Origin of the sequence: Pseudothermotoga elfii DSM 9442 = NBRC 107921 (genome assembly GCF_000504085.1) — a bacterium.
In the GTDB taxonomy this organism is placed as follows: domain Bacteria; phylum Thermotogota; class Thermotogae; order Thermotogales; family DSM-5069; genus Pseudothermotoga_B; species Pseudothermotoga_B elfii.
The window spans coordinates 1,979,371-1,997,171 of the sequence record NC_022792.1 but is presented as its reverse complement, the minus strand read 5'-3'; the positions used below and the strand labels follow the sequence as shown (position 1 = coordinate 1,997,171).

At 39.9% G+C, this 17,801-nt stretch carries 16 protein-coding genes; 7 read left to right on the top strand and 9 right to left on the bottom strand.

Annotation, left to right across the window (positions count from 1 at the left end; all coding sequences use genetic code 11):
• Position 1: 1 nt before the first annotated feature.
• Entirely contained in the window at positions 2–1,009 is a 1,008-nt protein-coding gene (locus TEL01S_RS09755) for a glycosyltransferase family 2 protein (protein WP_028843661.1), read from the top strand.
• 2 nt (positions 1,010–1,011) lie between these two features.
• On the opposite strand, the gene TEL01S_RS09750 is transcribed toward TEL01S_RS09755, so the two are convergent.
• Complete coding sequence (locus TEL01S_RS09750) at positions 1,012–1,227, bottom strand: hypothetical protein (protein ID WP_028843662.1); 216 nt, start codon at positions 1,225–1,227, stop codon at positions 1,012–1,014.
• 285 nt (positions 1,228–1,512) lie between these two features.
• Between TEL01S_RS09750 and TEL01S_RS09745 the strand changes: the two genes are divergently transcribed.
• From TEL01S_RS09745 to TEL01S_RS09720, 6 genes are all read left to right on the top strand, one after another.
• Positions 1,513–2,781 (top strand): TrpB-like pyridoxal phosphate-dependent enzyme, encoded by a 1,269-nt coding sequence (locus TEL01S_RS09745; protein WP_028843663.1) that lies wholly within the window; start codon positions 1,513–1,515, stop codon positions 2,779–2,781.
• 140 nt (positions 2,782–2,921) lie between these two features.
• The gene (locus TEL01S_RS09740; protein ID WP_028843664.1) at positions 2,922–3,989 is read left to right on the top strand and encodes a hypothetical protein; all 1,068 of its coding nucleotides are present in this window, start codon (positions 2,922–2,924) and stop codon (positions 3,987–3,989) included.
• Between the two features lie 36 nt (positions 3,990–4,025).
• On the top strand, positions 4,026–4,703 hold the full coding sequence (locus TEL01S_RS09735; protein WP_012003915.1) for a hypothetical protein: 678 nt from the start codon (positions 4,026–4,028) through the stop codon (positions 4,701–4,703).
• Between the two features lie 78 nt (positions 4,704–4,781).
• Positions 4,782–6,419 carry a hypothetical protein gene (locus TEL01S_RS09730; protein WP_012003914.1) on the top strand — a complete coding sequence of 546 codons (1,638 nt, stop codon included), beginning with the start codon at positions 4,782–4,784 and terminating at the stop codon, positions 6,417–6,419.
• On the top strand, positions 6,416–7,573 hold the full coding sequence (locus TEL01S_RS09725) for a type II secretion system protein GspD (protein ID WP_012003913.1): 1,158 nt from the start codon (positions 6,416–6,418) through the stop codon (positions 7,571–7,573). Before TEL01S_RS09730 ends, TEL01S_RS09725 begins: the two co-directional genes overlap by 4 nt.
• A 13-nt stretch (positions 7,574–7,586) precedes the next feature.
• Positions 7,587–8,744, top strand: a complete 1,158-nt coding sequence (locus tag TEL01S_RS09720) for a hypothetical protein (protein WP_144313096.1) — start codon at positions 7,587–7,589, stop codon at positions 8,742–8,744.
• Here TEL01S_RS09720 and TEL01S_RS09715 read toward each other — a convergent pair.
• The 8 genes from TEL01S_RS09715 to TEL01S_RS09680 are packed head-to-tail and all read right to left on the bottom strand — an operon-like array spanning position 8,741 to position 17,724.
• The gene (locus TEL01S_RS09715; RefSeq protein ID WP_012003911.1) at positions 8,741–9,526 is read right to left on the bottom strand and encodes an IclR family transcriptional regulator; all 786 of its coding nucleotides are present in this window, start codon (positions 9,524–9,526) and stop codon (positions 8,741–8,743) included. The two genes, TEL01S_RS09720 and TEL01S_RS09715, sit on opposite strands and share 4 nt — an antisense overlap.
• Entirely contained in the window at positions 9,510–10,598 is a 1,089-nt protein-coding gene (locus tag TEL01S_RS09710) for a zinc-binding dehydrogenase (protein ID WP_012003910.1), read from the bottom strand. Before TEL01S_RS09710 ends, TEL01S_RS09715 begins: the two co-directional genes overlap by 17 nt.
• Positions 10,595–12,376: an FAD-binding protein gene (locus TEL01S_RS09705; protein ID WP_028843668.1), complete on the bottom strand. Its 1,782-nt coding sequence runs from the start codon at positions 12,374–12,376 to the stop codon at positions 10,595–10,597. Before TEL01S_RS09705 ends, TEL01S_RS09710 begins: the two co-directional genes overlap by 4 nt.
• Entirely contained in the window at positions 12,373–13,533 is a 1,161-nt protein-coding gene (locus TEL01S_RS09700) for a 4Fe-4S binding protein (protein WP_012003908.1), read from the bottom strand. The genes TEL01S_RS09705 and TEL01S_RS09700 overlap by 4 nt, the downstream gene beginning before the upstream one ends.
• Before the next feature lie 15 nt (positions 13,534–13,548).
• On the bottom strand, positions 13,549–14,727 hold the full coding sequence (locus tag TEL01S_RS09695) for a Gfo/Idh/MocA family protein (RefSeq protein WP_012003907.1): 1,179 nt from the start codon (positions 14,725–14,727) through the stop codon (positions 13,549–13,551).
• On the bottom strand, positions 14,720–16,219 hold the full coding sequence (locus tag TEL01S_RS09690) for a tripartite tricarboxylate transporter permease (protein WP_012003906.1): 1,500 nt from the start codon (positions 16,217–16,219) through the stop codon (positions 14,720–14,722). Before TEL01S_RS09690 ends, TEL01S_RS09695 begins: the two co-directional genes overlap by 8 nt.
• A 14-nt stretch (positions 16,220–16,233) precedes the next feature.
• Entirely contained in the window at positions 16,234–16,680 is a 447-nt protein-coding gene (locus TEL01S_RS09685) for a tripartite tricarboxylate transporter TctB family protein (protein ID WP_012003905.1), read from the bottom strand.
• A 48-nt stretch (positions 16,681–16,728) separates the two neighbouring features.
• Complete coding sequence (locus tag TEL01S_RS09680) at positions 16,729–17,724, bottom strand: tripartite tricarboxylate transporter substrate binding protein (RefSeq protein ID WP_012003904.1); 996 nt, start codon at positions 17,722–17,724, stop codon at positions 16,729–16,731.
• Between the last annotated feature and the right edge of the window lie 77 nt (positions 17,725–17,801).

Genomic DNA, 17,801 nt, shown 5'->3' with positions numbered 1-17,801 from the left:
TATGGAGTTTCCCAAGGTAAGTGTGATAATTCCAGCTCGAAATGAAGAAAAATTCATAGAAGAATGCATAAGATCACTGATGAATACCTCTTATCCTGAAGAGAAAATTGAGATATTGGTAGTAGACGGCGTGAGTGAAGATGGCACTCGTTCGGTGATAGAAAAAATGATGGAAAAAAACAAGTGCGTGAAACTAATAGAGAATCTTAAGAAAAGGAAATCTCCAGGGCTCAATATAGGCATAAAACATGCAGCCGGAGATGTCATATTAATAGCAGATGCTCATAGCACCTACCCAAAAGATTATATTTTAAAGAATGTGCAGAATTTGTTGAACAGTGACGCTCACTGTGTTGGCGGGATGATAAATGTAAAGCCAAGAAGTGATACTGTCAAGGCTAAAGCGATAGCTTATGTGCTGAGCCACCCATTTGGCACTGGAGGTGCGAAGTACAGGCTTAAGATTGAAAAACCTGAATATGTCGATACAGTTCCATTCGGGTGTTACAGAAAAGAGGTTTTTGATAAATTAGAAGGTTTCAATGAAAATCTGCACAGAAATATGGATATAGAGTTTAACCTTAGAATGATAAGAAACGGCTATAAAATAAAACTTTTTCCAGATATCGTAATAGACTATTATGCGCGCGACAATTACAGAGATCTGTGGAATAACAATTTTGCGAATGGTTATTGGGTTATGATGTCGAATCTTTATTCGAAAAGACCTTTTTCTTTAAGACATACAGTACCTATGGCTTTTCTGATTTTTTTGGTTTTTGGCGCAATGTTAAGTATATTCAGTATTTTCTTTACTTTTTATTTGTCTATAGTAGGTCTTTATATTGCAATCGGCTGCTATCTATCTGTTAAAGCAGCTTTCAGATTGAAGTTTGCAGAAGCGTTCTTCCACACACTTTTTTCATTCTGGGTGCTGCATTTATCTTACGGTGCAGGGTCTGTGTGTGGTGCCATCAAATTGCTCTCAGAAAAATTAAAACGTCGATGAACTCAGGCTTTTTTCAGAAGTCTTACGATCCAGACTATTCCCAGTATGACAAGGATTATAAGAAGTAGAGGCAGGGCAATTACAAGAAGCCCAAAAAAGAGCAGTGCTACTATAACTGCTGCCAATAATATACCCGCAAATCCAGCAAAAAGCGGAAATAGCTTGAAGAAAAGATAGATCAGGAAAATGACCCCTAAGACCGCAAAAAAATATAGCATTGTAACCCCTCCTTATTATTAGCATAGACTTTTTGATTTTACCATTTACTCAGTGCGTAGTATCAAAATTTGACTTTTTGCTTTTTTGGGTGTAAACTTTCCAAAAAAGAGGTGCTGTTATGAAGTGCTTTATTCTGAGTAGAGATGTAAGATCAAATATCATGTGGTGGTGGTACTGCCCCGATTCGGTGGGGTAGTATCGCTATTGTTTTATTACACCGAATTGGGGCTCTCTTAACAAAGAGAGCCCTTTTTTTATTTTAAGGCTATCTGGAGGTGGATTTTATGAGAATCAGGGTGGATTTGAAAGTTGATGAGATTCCAAGGTACTGGTACAATGTGCTGTCTGATTTGCCTTTTAAACTCGATCCCCCACTGGATCCAAAAACAAAACAGCCCATATCACCGGATATGCTTTCTGCTATTTTTCCAATGCCGTTGATTGAGCAAGAAGTCACTGACAAACGTGAAATTCCAATACCAGAACCAGTTCTTGAAGAATATGCTGTTTTTAGACCAACGCCTTTGTTTAGGGCAACCTACCTCGAGGAGTTTTTACAGACGCCAGCAAGAATTTACTACAAGTATGAAGGTGCAAGTCCAACTGGAAGCCATAAAACAAACACAGCCCTTGCCCAGGCTTATTACAACAAAATCTCAGGCACAGAAAGGCTTGTTACTGAGACAGGTGCAGGACAATGGGGGAGCGCGCTTTGTTACTCAGGTGCAAAGTTTGGACTGAAAGTGAATGTTTTCATGGTAAAGATCAGTTATGAACAAAAACCCATGAGAAAGTATTTGATGAGACTTTTTGATGGTGATGTTGTTCCAAGTCCAAGCGAGAAAACCAGTTTTGGTAAATCAATTCTTGCAAGCAACAGCGAGAACCCTGGAAGCCTTGGGATTGCAATAAGTGAAGCTATTGAGATAACTCTATCGGATTCCAGAACCAAATATTCACTTGGCAGTGTTTTAAACCATGTTTTGCTTCACCAGACGGTGATAGGTCTTGAGTTGAAAAAGCAACTTGAGGTACTTGGTGAGAAGCCAGACGTGATACTTGGATGCCATGGAGGCGGTTCAAATTTTGGTGGAACTGTTTTGCCGTTTATTCCAGACAAACTTTCAGGAAAAGAAATCAAATTTGTTGCGTGCGAACCAACGGCATGTCCCTCTCTTACCAGGGGTAGATATGATTACGATTATGGTGATACAGCAAGCATGACACCACTTTTGAAAATGTACACACTTGGAAAAGATTTCATACCTCCAAAGATTCATGCAGGTGGTTTGCGTTATCACGGTGCAGCCCCAATTATTTCAAGACTTGTGAAAGAAGGTCTTATTGAAGCTGTTGCGTTCGACCAGGATGAAATTTTTTCGGCGGCGAAGCTTTTTGCTAAACTTGAAGGAATAGTCCCTGCTCCGGAAAGTTCGTATGCGATAGCTGGTGCTATAAGAGAAGCAAAAAAAGCAAAAGAGCACAATATTCCGAGAGTTGTTGTTTTTAATCTCAGTGGACATGGGTTATTTGACCTGACTGCTTATATATAATTCCCTCCTTTTCCCCGGCGAGCTTTGCTCGCCTTCAATTATTTTCAGCACATTTTGAGTGAATTTTCAACGTTTTATCAGATATTTTTTCATCATTTTTTTATCACCCAGTATAGATTGATTACCAGGAGGTTATGAGGGTGATAGATCAGATGGACAGTAACCCATTTCTTAGAAACTTAATAATTGCTATTTTGATAACTCTCATAACCACAGTTGCACTTTCTTATTCACCAAGAGTTTTTAAATACGACCCAATCACTGGTCTTTGGAAAAAAGTTGATCCCGTTGAATCACAGATAATACTGCCAGAAGCTGGACAGTTGAATTTTTCCAGCACATCTGTATCTGTTCCCTTAGATGGATCAATAGTCATTGATCCAATAACAATTGATCCATTTCTTGCAGAATCATCGACATCAAAGGGTAACAGGCAGTGGTTTTATTACATAGAGTATGAAGTAGGAAGATTTTCAGAGAAGAAATTCTTTGGGTTAATAGCAGCGCAAAACATGAACATAGGCACAACAACTGTCTGGATTGAAAGTGGGGAACTTCATGTTAAATTTGAGCTACTTGATGGATGGTTAGCCAGTGAATCGCATTTAAACATAACTGAGACGGAGCCATCTGGTAATCAATCTCCAGGGCAATATCCATATAAGGTGAATCATGATCCATATGTGAGCGAATTTGAGTACGTTGTTAATATACGCAACAAGTGCCAGGATTTCAAAAAAATTTATATTCTCCTTCACCTGAGTGTGAATAGAAATAGCCAGTTTGAAACAGCCTGGGCAGGAGGAAATCCACCAAGCAGAATGAGTGTGAGAGTGTCCAGTTCGAAAATTGCCTGGTATATCAAAAAACCGGGAAAGTATATGACAAACGCATTTGAGGTGACCATAAACAGTACAGATTCAGTGACAATAAGTTTTAAAAATTTCGACAATGTCAAGCCACAGGGGGGGATAGGGGTTAAAGATATAAGTGTTTTTTATGCTATTAGTGATGATCTTGCCGGTGAATTCAACTGGATACCAGCAGAAAACCTCAACAACTGGATAGTGACAGTTAAAGCTGGAGTTTCAAATCTGAATTTTTATCAACTTGTGGATTTGAAAACTCAGTCGGCGGGAATTTACAGAAACACTGGCACAATAACATTTACTGTTCAAAACACAAAAGCTTATATTGAGCAATTCTAAAATCTCACCCAGGAGGGTGAAAAGGAGGGAATTTTTATGAGGAAAGGTCTTATTTTTATCATTGCGATTCTTGCAGTAACGGCACTTGCAGTATTTGCAACAGAGGAATTGACAGTCTGGCAATTATTGGAGAATGAGTGGGTTGCACTGGATATGAACAGCACATCAACAACAGCGAAAGCTTTCAAGAGTGGAGCTGCCAACGGTTCGTGCGACAAATTCAACTGGACAATTAATTTCGAAACAGAAGTTCAGGTTGCCCAGTGGGTTAATTGGCAGATTGATGGAACAAAATGGACATGGTATGTTAGAAAACCTGGAACGTACATAACAGATTGTATCAGCTTCCTTATCCAGAGCAATGGTGAAATAGTTATCAGCTTCAGTGATTTTGCGAGTCCAACGTTTGTTCCAGGTGCAGATCCGTTTGATACTGCGGTCAATGAATACATCAATGCATGGTACGCTTACGGTATAGGTAACCTTCCAAGCGGCATTGAGGAGATGGCAGCTGCTGCAGAAATGAATGAAACAACTGTGTTTATACCAGACAGTGCGGAGCTTCACGAAGGAATAAGCAGAAAACTCTGGAACATGATCCAGGTTGTGGAATGCAATTCTGCTGGAGTTTATAGAGACAGCGGTGTTATAACAATAACGTTACAGAGGCAGATGCCATGGATTGATGGAGAGACTGGAAATTATAATTTCTGAAAATCATTGAGCAGGAAAGGCAGTAGGGGGAATTTTCCCCCTACTGTTTTTAAGCAAGAAGGATTGGGGTGAATTTGCTTGAAAAAATTTTTATATGTTTTTTTGATACTTGCCTGCACAAACATCTTTTCTCAGGGAACTTTCAATATCAGGCTTGATCCACTGGTTGTAACAAAATCAGTCGCTCAGGGAAGTCAATTCAGCTACGAGGTTTATCTGGAAAATTCTGATCCGTTCAATTCGGTAACTATAGAAGCGAAGGTGGAAGATGTAGTTGAGGATATCAACGGAATGTACAACATTGCTCCGGCTGGCTCAACAAAATATTCTGCCGCAAAGTGGATTAGGGTTGATCCAGAAATTTTCACCATTTCACCAGGTTCTGGCAGACAGGTTACTGTGAATGTGAGTGTTCCACGTGGGGTCGCAGGTGGAAGGTATGCGGCTGTTGTGTTTAAGATTGTTCCTCCTGAACAGACGCCACAAATTATGGAAGAGGCTGTGGGTTTTGCAGTTCAGTTTCAATTTCAACTTGCGAGTTTTTTAGAGTTAACTGTGGAAACAGGGCGAAGAAGAATAGAAGCGTATGCTGTTGATTTTGAAGTTCAGAAAATAAACGAAATTCCCAGTTTGGTTGAAATAGCAAATATGATTGGAAAGGATGCCACGGTGTTCAGTGTTTCAGTTTTAAACAAGAGCAATCTTCATGTGCAGACAACAGGAGAGTTAACTATTAAGACATCAGAAGGTAGAACGTTGGTAAAGATGCCTCTTGGTTCTGGCAGAGGAGTTATATTGCCAGAAACTACTGTGAAAGTTAGGAGTATCACTACCAGAAAGTTTCCTCCAGGAGATTACATAGCAAAAGCTGTTGTTAATTATGGAGGCCATAGACCTGCTATTGTCGAAACTCAGTTTTCTGTTAAAGGAGACGCGGCTCAAGTTGAGCAAACGAAGGTAAGCGATGTCCCGATGTTTTATATTGAACCTGGAAATATAGAATTAAGGGCAATGCCAAGAACTTTTAGAAGCACATTAATCAGTGTTACGAACCGAGGAGACGAGGTTGCGCGGATAAATGCTTCGATTTACCCGCTTGAATACGATATTAATGGTGAACTTGTTCCGATTGAAGATAGACAGGAAACAGTTGATTGGGTAGAAGTATCACCAGATTCATTTGAACTGAAACCAAATCAAACCCGAAAATTGAGAATTATTGCCAAACCTCCAGAAGATGCTCTTGGTGGATATTACTTCGATCTGGTGTTTTCTTCTTCAAATGAGAATGTAAAAACTGAATTTGGAGCTAATCTTCTGGTTTATGTAGGCTCAGATGAAACCATAGTTAAAAAACTTTCAGCGGATTTTCACTTAATTCAGCCAACCACGGATGGTTTGAATGTCGATGTGCTAATCAAAAATGACGGAAATTATCACATCATTCCTTCAATAATAGTTGGTCTTGAAAAGGTTATCCCGCAGCAGGAAGAAGAAAGTGGCATAATACTTCCAGAAAGTACAGAAAGGCTCGTCAGTGCTTCTTATTCTGGAGAAGTGCCTATTCTTCCAGGTGCCGAGAGAATTTATGGGGTGATGCTCCCAATTCAAATGCAACCGGGCGAATATGAAGTTGTTGCAAGAATAGATTTTGGAGATAGCCAGCCAATTATATTGAGAAAGAGGATCAGATTAGAGGGGGGCGAGGAGAAATGAAAAGGTTCTCCATATTGATAGTTTTTTTAATAGCTTTAACATCACTTGCTGAGGAAGAGCCTCTTGTGACAAATATTTTTCAGGATACCTATATACTTGATGCTCTTGCAGATATCTCTGCTCAAAGTGGTGTGCCAATTATTGCAGATACTACCGTCAGTGGTTTTGTCACTATAGAGCTGAATGAAGTACCACTCGAAAAAGCTTTGAAAATGATTCTTATGCCGGGTGGATATACTTTTATAAAAGTTGACGGGTTCTATTTTGTCGGTGCACCTGATCCAAAAAACCCTGCTTTCCGTTATCTTGTTCAAACGAAAGTAATAAAACCATCTTATTTGAAAGTCGATTCAATTCGAAATTTGCTTCCCTCTTTCTATGAACCTTTTATAAAAATAGACACCGAGAACAATTTGATAACAATAACTGCACCGGAACAAATAATAGCGAAGTTTGAAGAGGATTTAAAAAATATCGACATACCACCAAGGCAGGTAAAGATAAGTGTAGTTGTCTCAGAGGTCTCTAAGGATAATTTGGGAGAAATAGGTCTGGATCAGATCGGTTACACGTTTGGAGCCAATCAACAGTATAACGAAGACTGGACAGCTGTTCTTGGGCTGATTTCAGGTGTATTGTCTGTTCAGACAGACGTTTTTGGTACCATTGTTGCAAGACTCAGAGCTTTGGAACAGGATCAGAAAGCGAAGATAAAAGCTGATCCCTGGATTATAGTTCAGGAAAACAAGCCGGCAAGGCTTTTTGTGGGCCAGAGAGAGATCATTATTCTGCAACCCGAGGAAGGGACTACAACAACCGAAACAGTTGATGTTGGTGTAGGAATTGATATCACAGCACGGGTTGTTGGTAAAAATGAGCTTGAGATAAATGTTGCACCAAACATAAGTCATTTTACAACTGCTCAAACAACGAGCTCGTTATCAACTAAGAGAAGCGAGCTATCTACTACTCTACGTATACAGAGCGGCCAGACAGTTGTCATAAGTGGCTTGACTGTTGAAAACTCTTCTGACGGTTACACTGGCATCCCATTACTTGGGAATATACCCTTACTGAGGTATTTATTTGGAGTTAAATCGGATTCTCAAAGTCAAAGAGAAGTGATTATTTTTCTGAGTGCGGAGATTCTTTGAGGATGTGTTTGTCATGAGAATGTTGATTCTGTCTTTTCTTATTTTCTGTTTTGCTGTATTTGCAAATGAAACAGTAGTTATTTATCAACTGGAAGTAATTCGTTTGAATGAAGAGATAGCCACAAAAATAAACTTAAAAGATATTCAGGTTGAAAAACTGGATTCCAACAATCTTGGTTTTCAAGTGATCTATGACGCCAAAACTATGGAAATTTTGATGAAAGCACCGTTTATTACTGCAAATCTTGAGCTTGGGACAAAGAATGAAAAAACATTGATTTCTACAAGGCCATGGGTGTCAACTATTGTTGGAAAACCGGCTGTTTTATTTGCAGCGACGGAGGAACTCTCTTTTACAACAGGGTTAAGAACAGGCGTTGGTATGAGAATTCAACTCACTCCTGTGAATGTCCACGAAAATAAGATTCTGACGAAAATAGCTTTTTCTGACCCATATGGTCCCACTGTGTTTGACAACGAAATGTGGCTCAGTAATGAATGTTTTTCTCCTATATGCATAACGACCATGAAAACAGAAAAAGAGACTATGTATTTTGCAATATATGCAAAAGCATCACTTGTATCAAAACTCCCCGAAAACAATATTTACATGGTTGGGAGTGTTGATGAACTTGCAGATATGTTTGTGACATCTTCAGCAGATAGGATAAGTGAGGTGAATGGATATGTTTATACTGACTTTTCCCGGATAAGTGGAGCTGTTGAGGCATCAATCTGGGCGAACGATTCACTGGTAGTACAATCTGGACTTGTGATAATTCCACTCAGTTTTGTTTTCGGAGTAGAACATCTTGTAAGTGAAGATGGATTAAGAGCGGGTGCAAAATTTCTCTATGATTCTGATTATTATCTGCTGCTTGGAGTTTCAGACTATTCTAAAATTTCAGAGAACTTTACACTTTTTGCGGAATTTTATCCTTTCAAGATCTCACTTTCTCAGTGGAAATTTGAATCGATTTCATGGAAAGTAGGAGCTCGAATAGATTTTGAAGATTACTGTATAGTTCTTGGTGCTTACAAAAGTGGGCAAATCAATCTATGGCTTGAAGGAAGGGTAAGGGTTTATCGGGCGTTATTCTTATTAGTGGGCATACAATATTCTCTGGATAACAGGATATATTTAAGAGCGGGAATTTCTGTAAAGTTTTAATCTTGATATCCTAATTTTTTTGATATCTCCCTCGTACAGTTAACGACGTGAATTGCGTATTTTCTTATCCATGTACTTGTCATTTTATTTTTGGAACCAGCTATGCTTACGGCTCCTATCGGCTTTCCTTCATAATTCAACACGGCACTCCCAACGCATCTCACGCCGTACTCATTTTCTTCATCGTCTATCGCATAACCTCTTGCCTTTACAAGTTTTAGATGCGAAATCAACTTTTGAGGATCTGTTATGGTTTTACTGGTTTTTTTTACAAGGGTCACGCGGGACAGGTACTGGTTGAGTTCCTTTTCTGATAGATGCGAAAGTATAGCTTTGCCAAAACTTGTGCAATAAAGTGGTACTGACATACCAACGCGCGACATCAGAGGCATGCTTTCAGCACTTTCAATTTTTTCTACATAAACGGCTTGATCGTGGTCTTTTATGACTAAATTCACTGTTTGCTTAGTTATCGAAGCAAGCTCAAAAAGATGCGGCCTTGCCACGTCCCTCAAATTTATTCTTCTCAATATGACACTTCCATAATCAACAAGTTTGAAACCCGGCAAGTATTTTTTGTTTTCATCTTTGATTACAAAACCCAGCTCTTCGAGTAGTTTCAAGTATTTAAAGGCATTTGAAATGCTCATATGAAATTTTTCCGCTACTTCACTGACACTCACACCTTCTGAGCTTTTAACAATACAATCAATTATGCAAAGAACCTTTCTCGGGCTTTCAAGAAATGTTTTATCGTTTTTTTCTTCAGAACGTGATCGCAACTTTCAGTGCCGTCCTTTCTTCTATCAATTTCAGAGCTTCATTTGCCTGAGACAGCGGCAATCTGTGTGTTACAATTCTTTCAAATATTTCTGGATGTTTTGCAATAAGGTCGACTGCCTGTACCAAATGTTTAGCATCACTCACCCAGACTCCCTGAATGTGTATGTTTTTGAAAACAAGGTCATGATACACATCTAATGGTATTGATTCTTGTGGTACAGCAACACCTGTTATCATATACATTCCACCACGTCTCACCAGCCTGAAACCTTCCAGCAGAGCTTTGCTATTGCCGCTTGCTTCAATTACGATATCTGCACCCCGGTTACCTGTGATGCTCAAAATTTTTTTGGTTCTTTCTTCTTCATTTATATCATGCCGATTGAGCACAATATCTGCTCCAGCTTTTTTTGCGAGTTCCAGTCTCTGTTGAGATCCACTTATCATTATAACCTGAGATGCGCCCAATGTTCTTGCGGCAACCACACAGAAGACGCCAAGTGGTCCTGCTCCCTGAATGACAACGGTTTTTGAGAGTAAAGGTTCTGATATCAGATCAAACGCATGCATTGCAGTCGCGCCAGAGCATGCCGCTGTAACGAGGCATACCGGGTCGATTTGCGGTATTTTTAATATCTCAGTTTCTCTGAAAAGAACCATGTATTCGCTGTATGCACCAAGCAGATATGGATAATCTTTGCATGAGAGGTTTATTCCATAAACTTTTCTGTTTGGGCACAAATAGGGTTGTCTGGAAACTTTGCACCAGAAGCAATTATTGCAGACTATGCCTCTGTTCCATATTATCCAGTCGCCGGTTTTTATTTTTTTTCCATTCAGATCACATTTTTCTCCGTTTATCTGTACGACTTGCCCAACTCCCTCGTGACCAAGTATTATTGGCAGTGGTGTTCTTGGATCTTCACCCTTTGCCATGTGAAGATCACTGCCACAAACACCACTTGCGAGCAATTTTACGAGGATTGCTCCTTCGGGTAAATTGGGAATATCAAAATTTCTGAGAACAAGAGGATGATTGAATTTTTCGAGAACCATCGCTCTACTCTTCATTTTGAATCCTCCTCGGGCCTTATAGGTTCTTTTATCTCATAATGTAATCTTCTTTTTTCATCGAGCCAGAATATTATATATTTCTTCCATTCGTCTTTTCTCGGCAGGAAATTCATCACTGGTGGGTCGAAATGAGAAAATCTAAGATGTGGTCCGCGACTTTCATCTCTGAGAAGAATAGCAGTTAGAATGACTCTCGAGAGCAGCAGCATATTTTCTGTTTCAATCATATAAGCTACTCCATTTTCATCCAGACAAATACCTTTTTCTTCTATCGATTGAATTTCGTTGATAGCCTTTACAATTTCACTGTGCTGCCTGACAAGAAAAGCTGAATTTGAAAGTATTTCCTTTATCTGATTTCTCGCTTGATATGATGGTATGGAACCTTTTACTTTATTATTGGTAATTTTAATCTTCTCGAAGTTTATTTTCCTTGCCTCAAGTGCTGCATTCTGGCCTGCAATTTTGCCAAAGACCTGTGTATCAAGAAGTGAATTTCCCCCTGGTCTGTTTGCCCCGTGCTGCCCCCCTGCACATTCACCAGCTGCAAAAAGACCGTTGACATTTGTTTTTGCATTTCTGTCTATTTTCACACCACCTTGAAAATGCTGCAATGCATTCTGAACTTCGAACCGTTCTTTCGAAAGATCAATATGTCTTTGTTGAAGCCATTCCACCACTTTTGGGTTGATTTTCATTAATCTTTCATATGGTGTGGTTTTATAAAATAATTTTCTATCGGCTTTTTCACTCCAAGAAAGTATCTCTTCGGGAATGTCTTTTATTGATAAATAACCTGGATTTTCTGTGAAATCCAGATACACTTTGTGACCACATAAACTATGAACGTAAACAGCAAGATCTATAACCTTCGTTGGTGATTCATAGGAAATGGGCCAGTGAGCCCCTTTTTTAAATTGAAGAACAGATAGTTGATTTTTATCTTTTTCTGAAAGATAGTCATTAAGAAACTCTCTTCCAGTTTCATCTACAATTTTTGGCAAGCTTCTAAACATGCTGCCAGAACTTGCAAAGAGCATATGAGGGTGGCATATGCCGATTTGCATAAATTCCATATTTACGAGTTTTGCACCTGCTCGCAGAGCAGCAGCATATCCATCCCCTGTCATCTCGCTGGGAAAAACATTTTTCGAATAAAGAGCACCCGCCCCACCTGTAGCGAGTACGAAAGTTTTGGCCTGGATGAGATATATTTCATCTGAGATGATATCAATTGCTTTTGCAGCAATTACTCTGTTGTTTTTCACTATGAAATCGTAAACCATAACGTTTTCAACGATTTGAACTGATGATTCCTCCAGTTTTCTTTGAAGTGCTTTTGCAATTTCCACAGCCGTTTCAGGACCAACGTAGCACGCTCTTGGATAAATTGATCCATCAGTCAAGAATTGATCTACTCTGCCATCAGCTGTTTTTACAAATGGAACACCTATATTTATAAGATATTCCAATGCTCCGGCGCTTTCTTTTGATAAAACTTCAGCGAGATCGTAATCAGAAACTTCCCCGCCTATCCTATAAATATCCATCGCATGTTCTTTCCAATTATTTTGAACTGGTGCTGTATAGGGAAGTGTGGCATGAAATGCCATTCTATCCGAGCAGGCAAGGGCTGTCGTTCCGCCTTTTCCCAGAGGTTTTTTGCTCAGTAAAATTACAGCGAGCTCAGGTGCTGTTTCTTTTGCTGCTAAAGCAGCCCTCATACCAGCACCGCCAGCTCCGATTACAACGACGTCTGCAAAAAAGTTCTTCATGCTTTTTCACTCCATTTCACCATTTCTATTGCTTTTACTGGACAGAGTTTTACACAGAGGCCACATCCATCGCACAGTTCGCTTATAACATAAGATTTTTCGGATTGATACGGCGCATCATATATGCATACTTTTTGGCAGGTTCCACAGGATGTGCACAATGCTTGATTTATTTGTGCTTTAAAAAGGTGTCTGCGATCTATTTGCTCATTGCTGAGAATTGCTTTTCCACTTAATTTTCCTTTAATCTGAGAAAAATCCGGGTAAGACTTTCTTTCCATAAATGCTTTGATCTGTTCGAGCAGCATATCTATTGCTTCGTAACCTGAAAGATATATCAAGCTGCATACTTCCACTGCATTCGCACCGGCGTAGATGTATTTGATAATATCTTCCCCACTTCCTACGCCGCCCGAAGCAGCTACTGAGATATTCAGATGAGGACTGCTTGCTGCGATCCATCTTAGAACATAATTGAAAGCCCAGGGACCTCCATGACCAGCATAACCTTCATGAAGGACAGGTCTTTCTTTTTCAAGATTTATATCAAGTCCCGTAAGCCTGTTGAACATAACCACACCGTCTATACCGGATCTTTCAAGCATTTTTGCCATAGAAAGCGGTGAAGAAAGTTGCATTGGCAGTTTTACAATCAGGGGAATCTTTACTGAATCTCGCACGATTTTCGCAACTGAGAGAATTTTTTCTTCTACATCTCCCCCCCTAAAAGATATCGATCCGTGAGGACATGAAACATTTAATTCTAAGGCTGGTGCTCCTGCACCTTCTGCCATTCTCGCATATTGACTCCATCCTTCGTCTGTGACACAGTTTATACTTGGGATAACAGGTATTGAGAGAGTGTTGACAGCTTTTCGAATTTCCTCAAAGTATTCGTGAGCATCGAACGGGCTTGCTTGCTCGAAAGAATAGAAGGTTTGCGATCTTAATTTTCCCATTTTTCTTTCGATAATTTCAAATCTTGGAGTGGGAGAAATCCTGCAAATTTTTTCCTCGAACAAGGATTTTGCAACCACACAGGCTGCTCCATGTTCCTCGGCTTTTTTCATGTTTTTTAAGTTTTCCGCAAGACCTGATGAAGCAACTATGATTGGATTTTTTAACTTGATTCCCACATATTCACACGAAAGATCCATTTTAAAACCCCCATCTCAAAGCTCTATTCTTTTACCTTTCTCAGCCGATAAATAAGCTGCATAAATGACTTTGACTGTCTCTTTTGCGAGCTCAAAATCCGACTCAGGTTCTTTTTCTCCAAGGATTGCCAGTGCAAAATCTCTCATCTCTTGAGGATAGCCTCTTACCCAATCCTCATCCGGTGACGGAAAGGTCCAACCAGACTTTGTTTCTATTTTTTCTGCTATGTATTCGTTTTTCCAGGCATCTTCTGAAGGTGTGTAGGCAATCATCATGTTGTTGGGAGTTATATTGCAGTAAATCATTCCGTTTGCTGTGTTTATCTGTACAAAGTTTTTTACACCACCAAGGCTTATGTCGTTCGATATTACAATAGCTTTCGAGCCATCTTCAAAATCAACAATACTGCATGACCAATCTTCCACATCATACCAATCTGTAACCATGAAGGGTTTGTCGAAATTTTTGACACTCTCTATTTTTGTCAAATTTCCGGTTTCTGCGAAAACTGTTTTCGCTTTTACAGGTTTTCCATATCTTAACTTACCCTCGAAATGTTTCAGGTGCAGGATGGCCCCAATTGGATGAGATCCCATTCTTAAAAGACTTCCACCGCCTGCTGTTTTCCATCTCCGCGAATATGATGCGTGTGATCCCGAATGACTTTCCTCCGCTCTGAGTTCTAAAACAGGAGCCTTTGAAGCTGATAGCAATTTTTTTGCTTTGGTTATAGCAGGCGCATATACGAAATTTTCAGCATACATAAATTTTATATTAGATGATTTTAAAGCGTTTTCTATGCCGGCTATTTTTTTGATTACCTGCCTGTACATGTGTTCCTTATCTATTTCACCGACTTTTTCAACATCAGGCATGTCTTCGCCAAAATAACCTGTGAGTGGCTTTTCGCATATGATGTGTTTTCCCTGCTCGGCGCATGCCGATATAATTTGTTCATGTACGTTTGTTGGTACGCAGATATCTATTACATCCACCTCGTTATCTTTACAGAGCTCGTAGTAATCTTTATATATTTTTTTCAAACCATATCGTTTCACAAATTTTTCTGCATTTTCAGGATGCAAAGCACAGACTCCGACTACTTCAAATAGATTTTTGTTCTCCTCATAGGCAGCCATATGAATATGGGAGACAAATCCTGCTCCGGCTATGCCTACCCTGATTTTACTCATTTTTTGCCCCCCTTTTTCTTGAGAAATATTTGGAAAACATTACCAAAAACATTGCTATTAGGAGAATCAATGATATGGGTCGTGTGAAAAATGGCAATAGACTGCCTTTGGATAGCATTAAAGCACGCCTGAGGTTTGTGTCAGCCATTGGCCCAAGGATAAAACCCAGTACGAAAGGTGCTGCGGGGAAATCGTTCAGTCTCATGAAGTAACCAAGCAGACCGAAAAGAAGCATGATCCATACATCAAACATACGACCGTTGAGTACATATGTCCCAACCACACAGAGCACAAATATTATGGGCATAAGTATTTCCGTGGGAACAAGTAATATTTTCAGGAACAGTCTTGTTACCAGAAGGCCAAAGATAACCATCAATATTGTCGCTATAGTGAACATTGCTGCCACATTTCCTATCATCTCAGGATGTTCTATTGGTAATAGTGGGCCAGCTCTGACACCGTGGATCCATAAAGCAGCCAGGAGGACTGCTGCTGGAGCGCTTCCGGGTACTGCGAGCGTTAAAACAGGGATTATCGCACCTGCAACACAGGCATTATTTGCTGTTTCTGCTGCTGTTAGTCCTTCAAGGGAACCCTGACCAAATTTCTCAGGTTCTTTGCTAGACCTTTTTGCCAGGTCGTATGAAACCCACGAAGAAACATCCTCACCAACTCCGGGAATGACTCCTATGAAAACTCCTACTATTCCTGATCTGATTATGTTTATCCAATTTTTCAAAATTGTTTTCCCGTAAGATACCGAAGATTTATTTTTTGAGAAATTCAGCGCTACTTCCATTTTTGTTGTTCTTTTCAAATTCATCAATATTTCTGGTATTCCGTATACACCAACCAGAACAGGTAACAGGGCTATGCCACCATAAAGTTGAATGTTTCCAAAAGTGTATCTTGGAAAAGATGTGATTTCGTCCAGACCTATCTGCGAAATCATCAATCCCAGGAATCCTGCAATCCACCCTTTTAGTGGATCTTTTGGTGCCGTCAAACTTCCGGCTATAACTGTTCCAAAAACTGCAAGAACAGCAAATTCCCAGGAACCAAACTCGAGTGCAAGTTTTCCCAAAAGGGGTGCAAGCGTAACTATAAAAATTGCCCCGATAACAGAACCAATGCCAGACATAATTGTGGCCACATTCAATGCAAAACCTGCTTGCCCAGATCGGGCGAGTGGAAATCCATCGACCGTGGTTGCTGCATTGGCAGGGGTTCCAGGTATATTCAACACGATCGCAGTTCTGCTTCCTCCATATATTGCTCCTATATAAACACCTACAAGCATTCCTATGGCTGTTTTCGTGGGAAAACCAAAAGTGAGGGTTGTGAGAATTGCTACACCAAGTGTAGCTGTCAGTCCCGGTAATGTACCAACAAGCATTCCAAGCAATGTTGCCCATGCCATATTGAAAAGGATAATCGGATCAGTTATGATTTCAACAAGGTATTTGAAATAATCAATAAGGACATGCATTAACATACTCCCCTTTACGGTAGCGGTAAGAGAAATAGTTTTTCAAACAGATAATAAATTCCAATGGTTACAAGAACTGATGCACCTATGACCAAGGCGGGTTTCTTTCTAAAGAACATAAGCGATAAAGCAGAAGTAAAGATGCTTGTGAGCACGATAAAATTAATGTGACCAAGTAGTAAGACATAGACTAAACAAGTTGCAACGGAAACCAAAAGTCTTTTCATTTCTTTTTTATTACGTTCTTTTTCCTCTGGATCATTTGATATAGTCTCTGTTGTTTTTTGCTTTCTCAAAAGCATGATCAGATTAAGGATAATCACTAATACTGAGAAAACCACTGGAACAATCCCTGGCGAACCGTATTTTCCATATTCCGTAGTTGTGGGCATTCTCAATGCACCGATGAGAAAAAATAAAGCCAGTGTTATAAAGACAAGAGCTGTGATTTTATCTTTCATTTATGAAACCTCCTGAAAAGCGCCCCGAAGGGCGCTGTTAATAATCAACTATTTCCCAATTCTGGGTATGTTGTATTTTTCCGGGGATATTTTCAAAACTCCTCTGTCGTAAAGCAACCAGGTTACACGCCTTGCAGTTTCTTCAACTATTTGATCTGCTTTTTCTCCATACACGCATACAGAAACAAGCCCCTGCTTATCTGCCCAATCTTTCATTGCCTTTGAATTTGCTGCTTTCTCAAATATTTGCCCAACTGTTTCTAAAATCTCCATGGGGACATCTTTGGGAATTATCAAACCAAAGTAAGCACCGACGTCAGGAAAATCTGGATACCATTCTCGAATAGACGGGATGGTACCGTATCCGGAAATTGTTAGAGGCTCGGCACTTAATGTACAAAGTGCCCTCAATCTTTTTGCCCTTAGCATATCGGCGACTTCCATAGAAAATTGCATGTTCCCAACAACCTCTCCTGAGACTACAGCAACTGTTGCGGGATTACCGCCCGCGTATGGAACGTGCCTATATTTAACGTTGAAATATTCGGCGAATATTTCAGCAGCAACATGACCGCCACTTCCAGTACCAGCCGAGGCTATTGGTATTTCCGGGTTATTTTTCATAGCCTCAATAAGATCGTTTATTGTTTGATATGGAGAGCTGGGATTGACAACAACAACATTTGGTGCGTAAATCGGCAGAAAATATTTCCAATCTCTGTGTGTGAAAGTGATGCTTTCTTCCAGCAAAGCGTATTTCGTCAGGTCAAGCACAGCATTTGCTGTCCATGTATAGCCATCGTGTGACGCATTCCAGGTATTGACTGTACCGATTGAACCTGCCCCACCCGGGGTGTTAACGATGATGAATTTTCTTCCCAGATAAGGCTCCATCTGGCTTGTTATCATTCTTGTTACCTGATCTGTTGAGCCGCCAGCTGACCAGGGAACAATTACCGTAATTGATTTGGCTGGTTTCCATTCAGCAAAGATCACTGTTAAAAGAATCACGCTGAGAAGCACCACTGCGATTTTTCGCATCATGATCCCTCCTTTTTGGTTTTGATGCTAATGTGTTTTTTCATAAAATGAAAATGACTTTCATATTGTAATTTACCACC

What these genes read in the sequence shown, in the direction of transcription:
- TEL01S_RS09755 (WP_028843661.1), top strand. Translation starts at nt 2, where the DNA reads ATGGAGTTTCCCAAGGTAAGTGTGATAATTCCAGCTCGAAATGAAGAA.
- TEL01S_RS09750 (WP_028843662.1), bottom strand. Translation starts at nt 1,227, where the DNA reads ATGCTATATTTTTTTGCGGTCTTAGGGGTCATTTTCCTGATCTATCTT.
- TEL01S_RS09745 (WP_028843663.1), top strand. Translation starts at nt 1,513, where the DNA reads ATGAGAATCAGGGTGGATTTGAAAGTTGATGAGATTCCAAGGTACTGG.
- TEL01S_RS09735 (WP_012003915.1), top strand. Translation starts at nt 4,026, where the DNA reads ATGAGGAAAGGTCTTATTTTTATCATTGCGATTCTTGCAGTAACGGCA.
- TEL01S_RS09725 (WP_012003913.1), top strand. Translation starts at nt 6,416, where the DNA reads ATGAAAAGGTTCTCCATATTGATAGTTTTTTTAATAGCTTTAACATCA.
- TEL01S_RS09720 (WP_144313096.1), top strand. Translation starts at nt 7,587, where the DNA reads ATGAGAATGTTGATTCTGTCTTTTCTTATTTTCTGTTTTGCTGTATTT.
- TEL01S_RS09710 (WP_012003910.1), bottom strand. Translation starts at nt 10,598, where the DNA reads ATGAAGAGTAGAGCGATGGTTCTCGAAAAATTCAATCATCCTCTTGTT.
- TEL01S_RS09705 (WP_028843668.1), bottom strand. Translation starts at nt 12,376, where the DNA reads ATGAAGAACTTTTTTGCAGACGTCGTTGTAATCGGAGCTGGCGGTGCT.
- TEL01S_RS09700 (WP_012003908.1), bottom strand. Translation starts at nt 13,533, where the DNA reads ATGGATCTTTCGTGTGAATATGTGGGAATCAAGTTAAAAAATCCAATC.
- TEL01S_RS09695 (WP_012003907.1), bottom strand. Translation starts at nt 14,727, where the DNA reads ATGAGTAAAATCAGGGTAGGCATAGCCGGAGCAGGATTTGTCTCCCAT.
- TEL01S_RS09690 (WP_012003906.1), bottom strand. Translation starts at nt 16,219, where the DNA reads ATGCATGTCCTTATTGATTATTTCAAATACCTTGTTGAAATCATAACT.
- TEL01S_RS09685 (WP_012003905.1), bottom strand. Translation starts at nt 16,680, where the DNA reads ATGAAAGATAAAATCACAGCTCTTGTCTTTATAACACTGGCTTTATTT.
- TEL01S_RS09680 (WP_012003904.1), bottom strand. Translation starts at nt 17,724, where the DNA reads ATGATGCGAAAAATCGCAGTGGTGCTTCTCAGCGTGATTCTTTTAACA.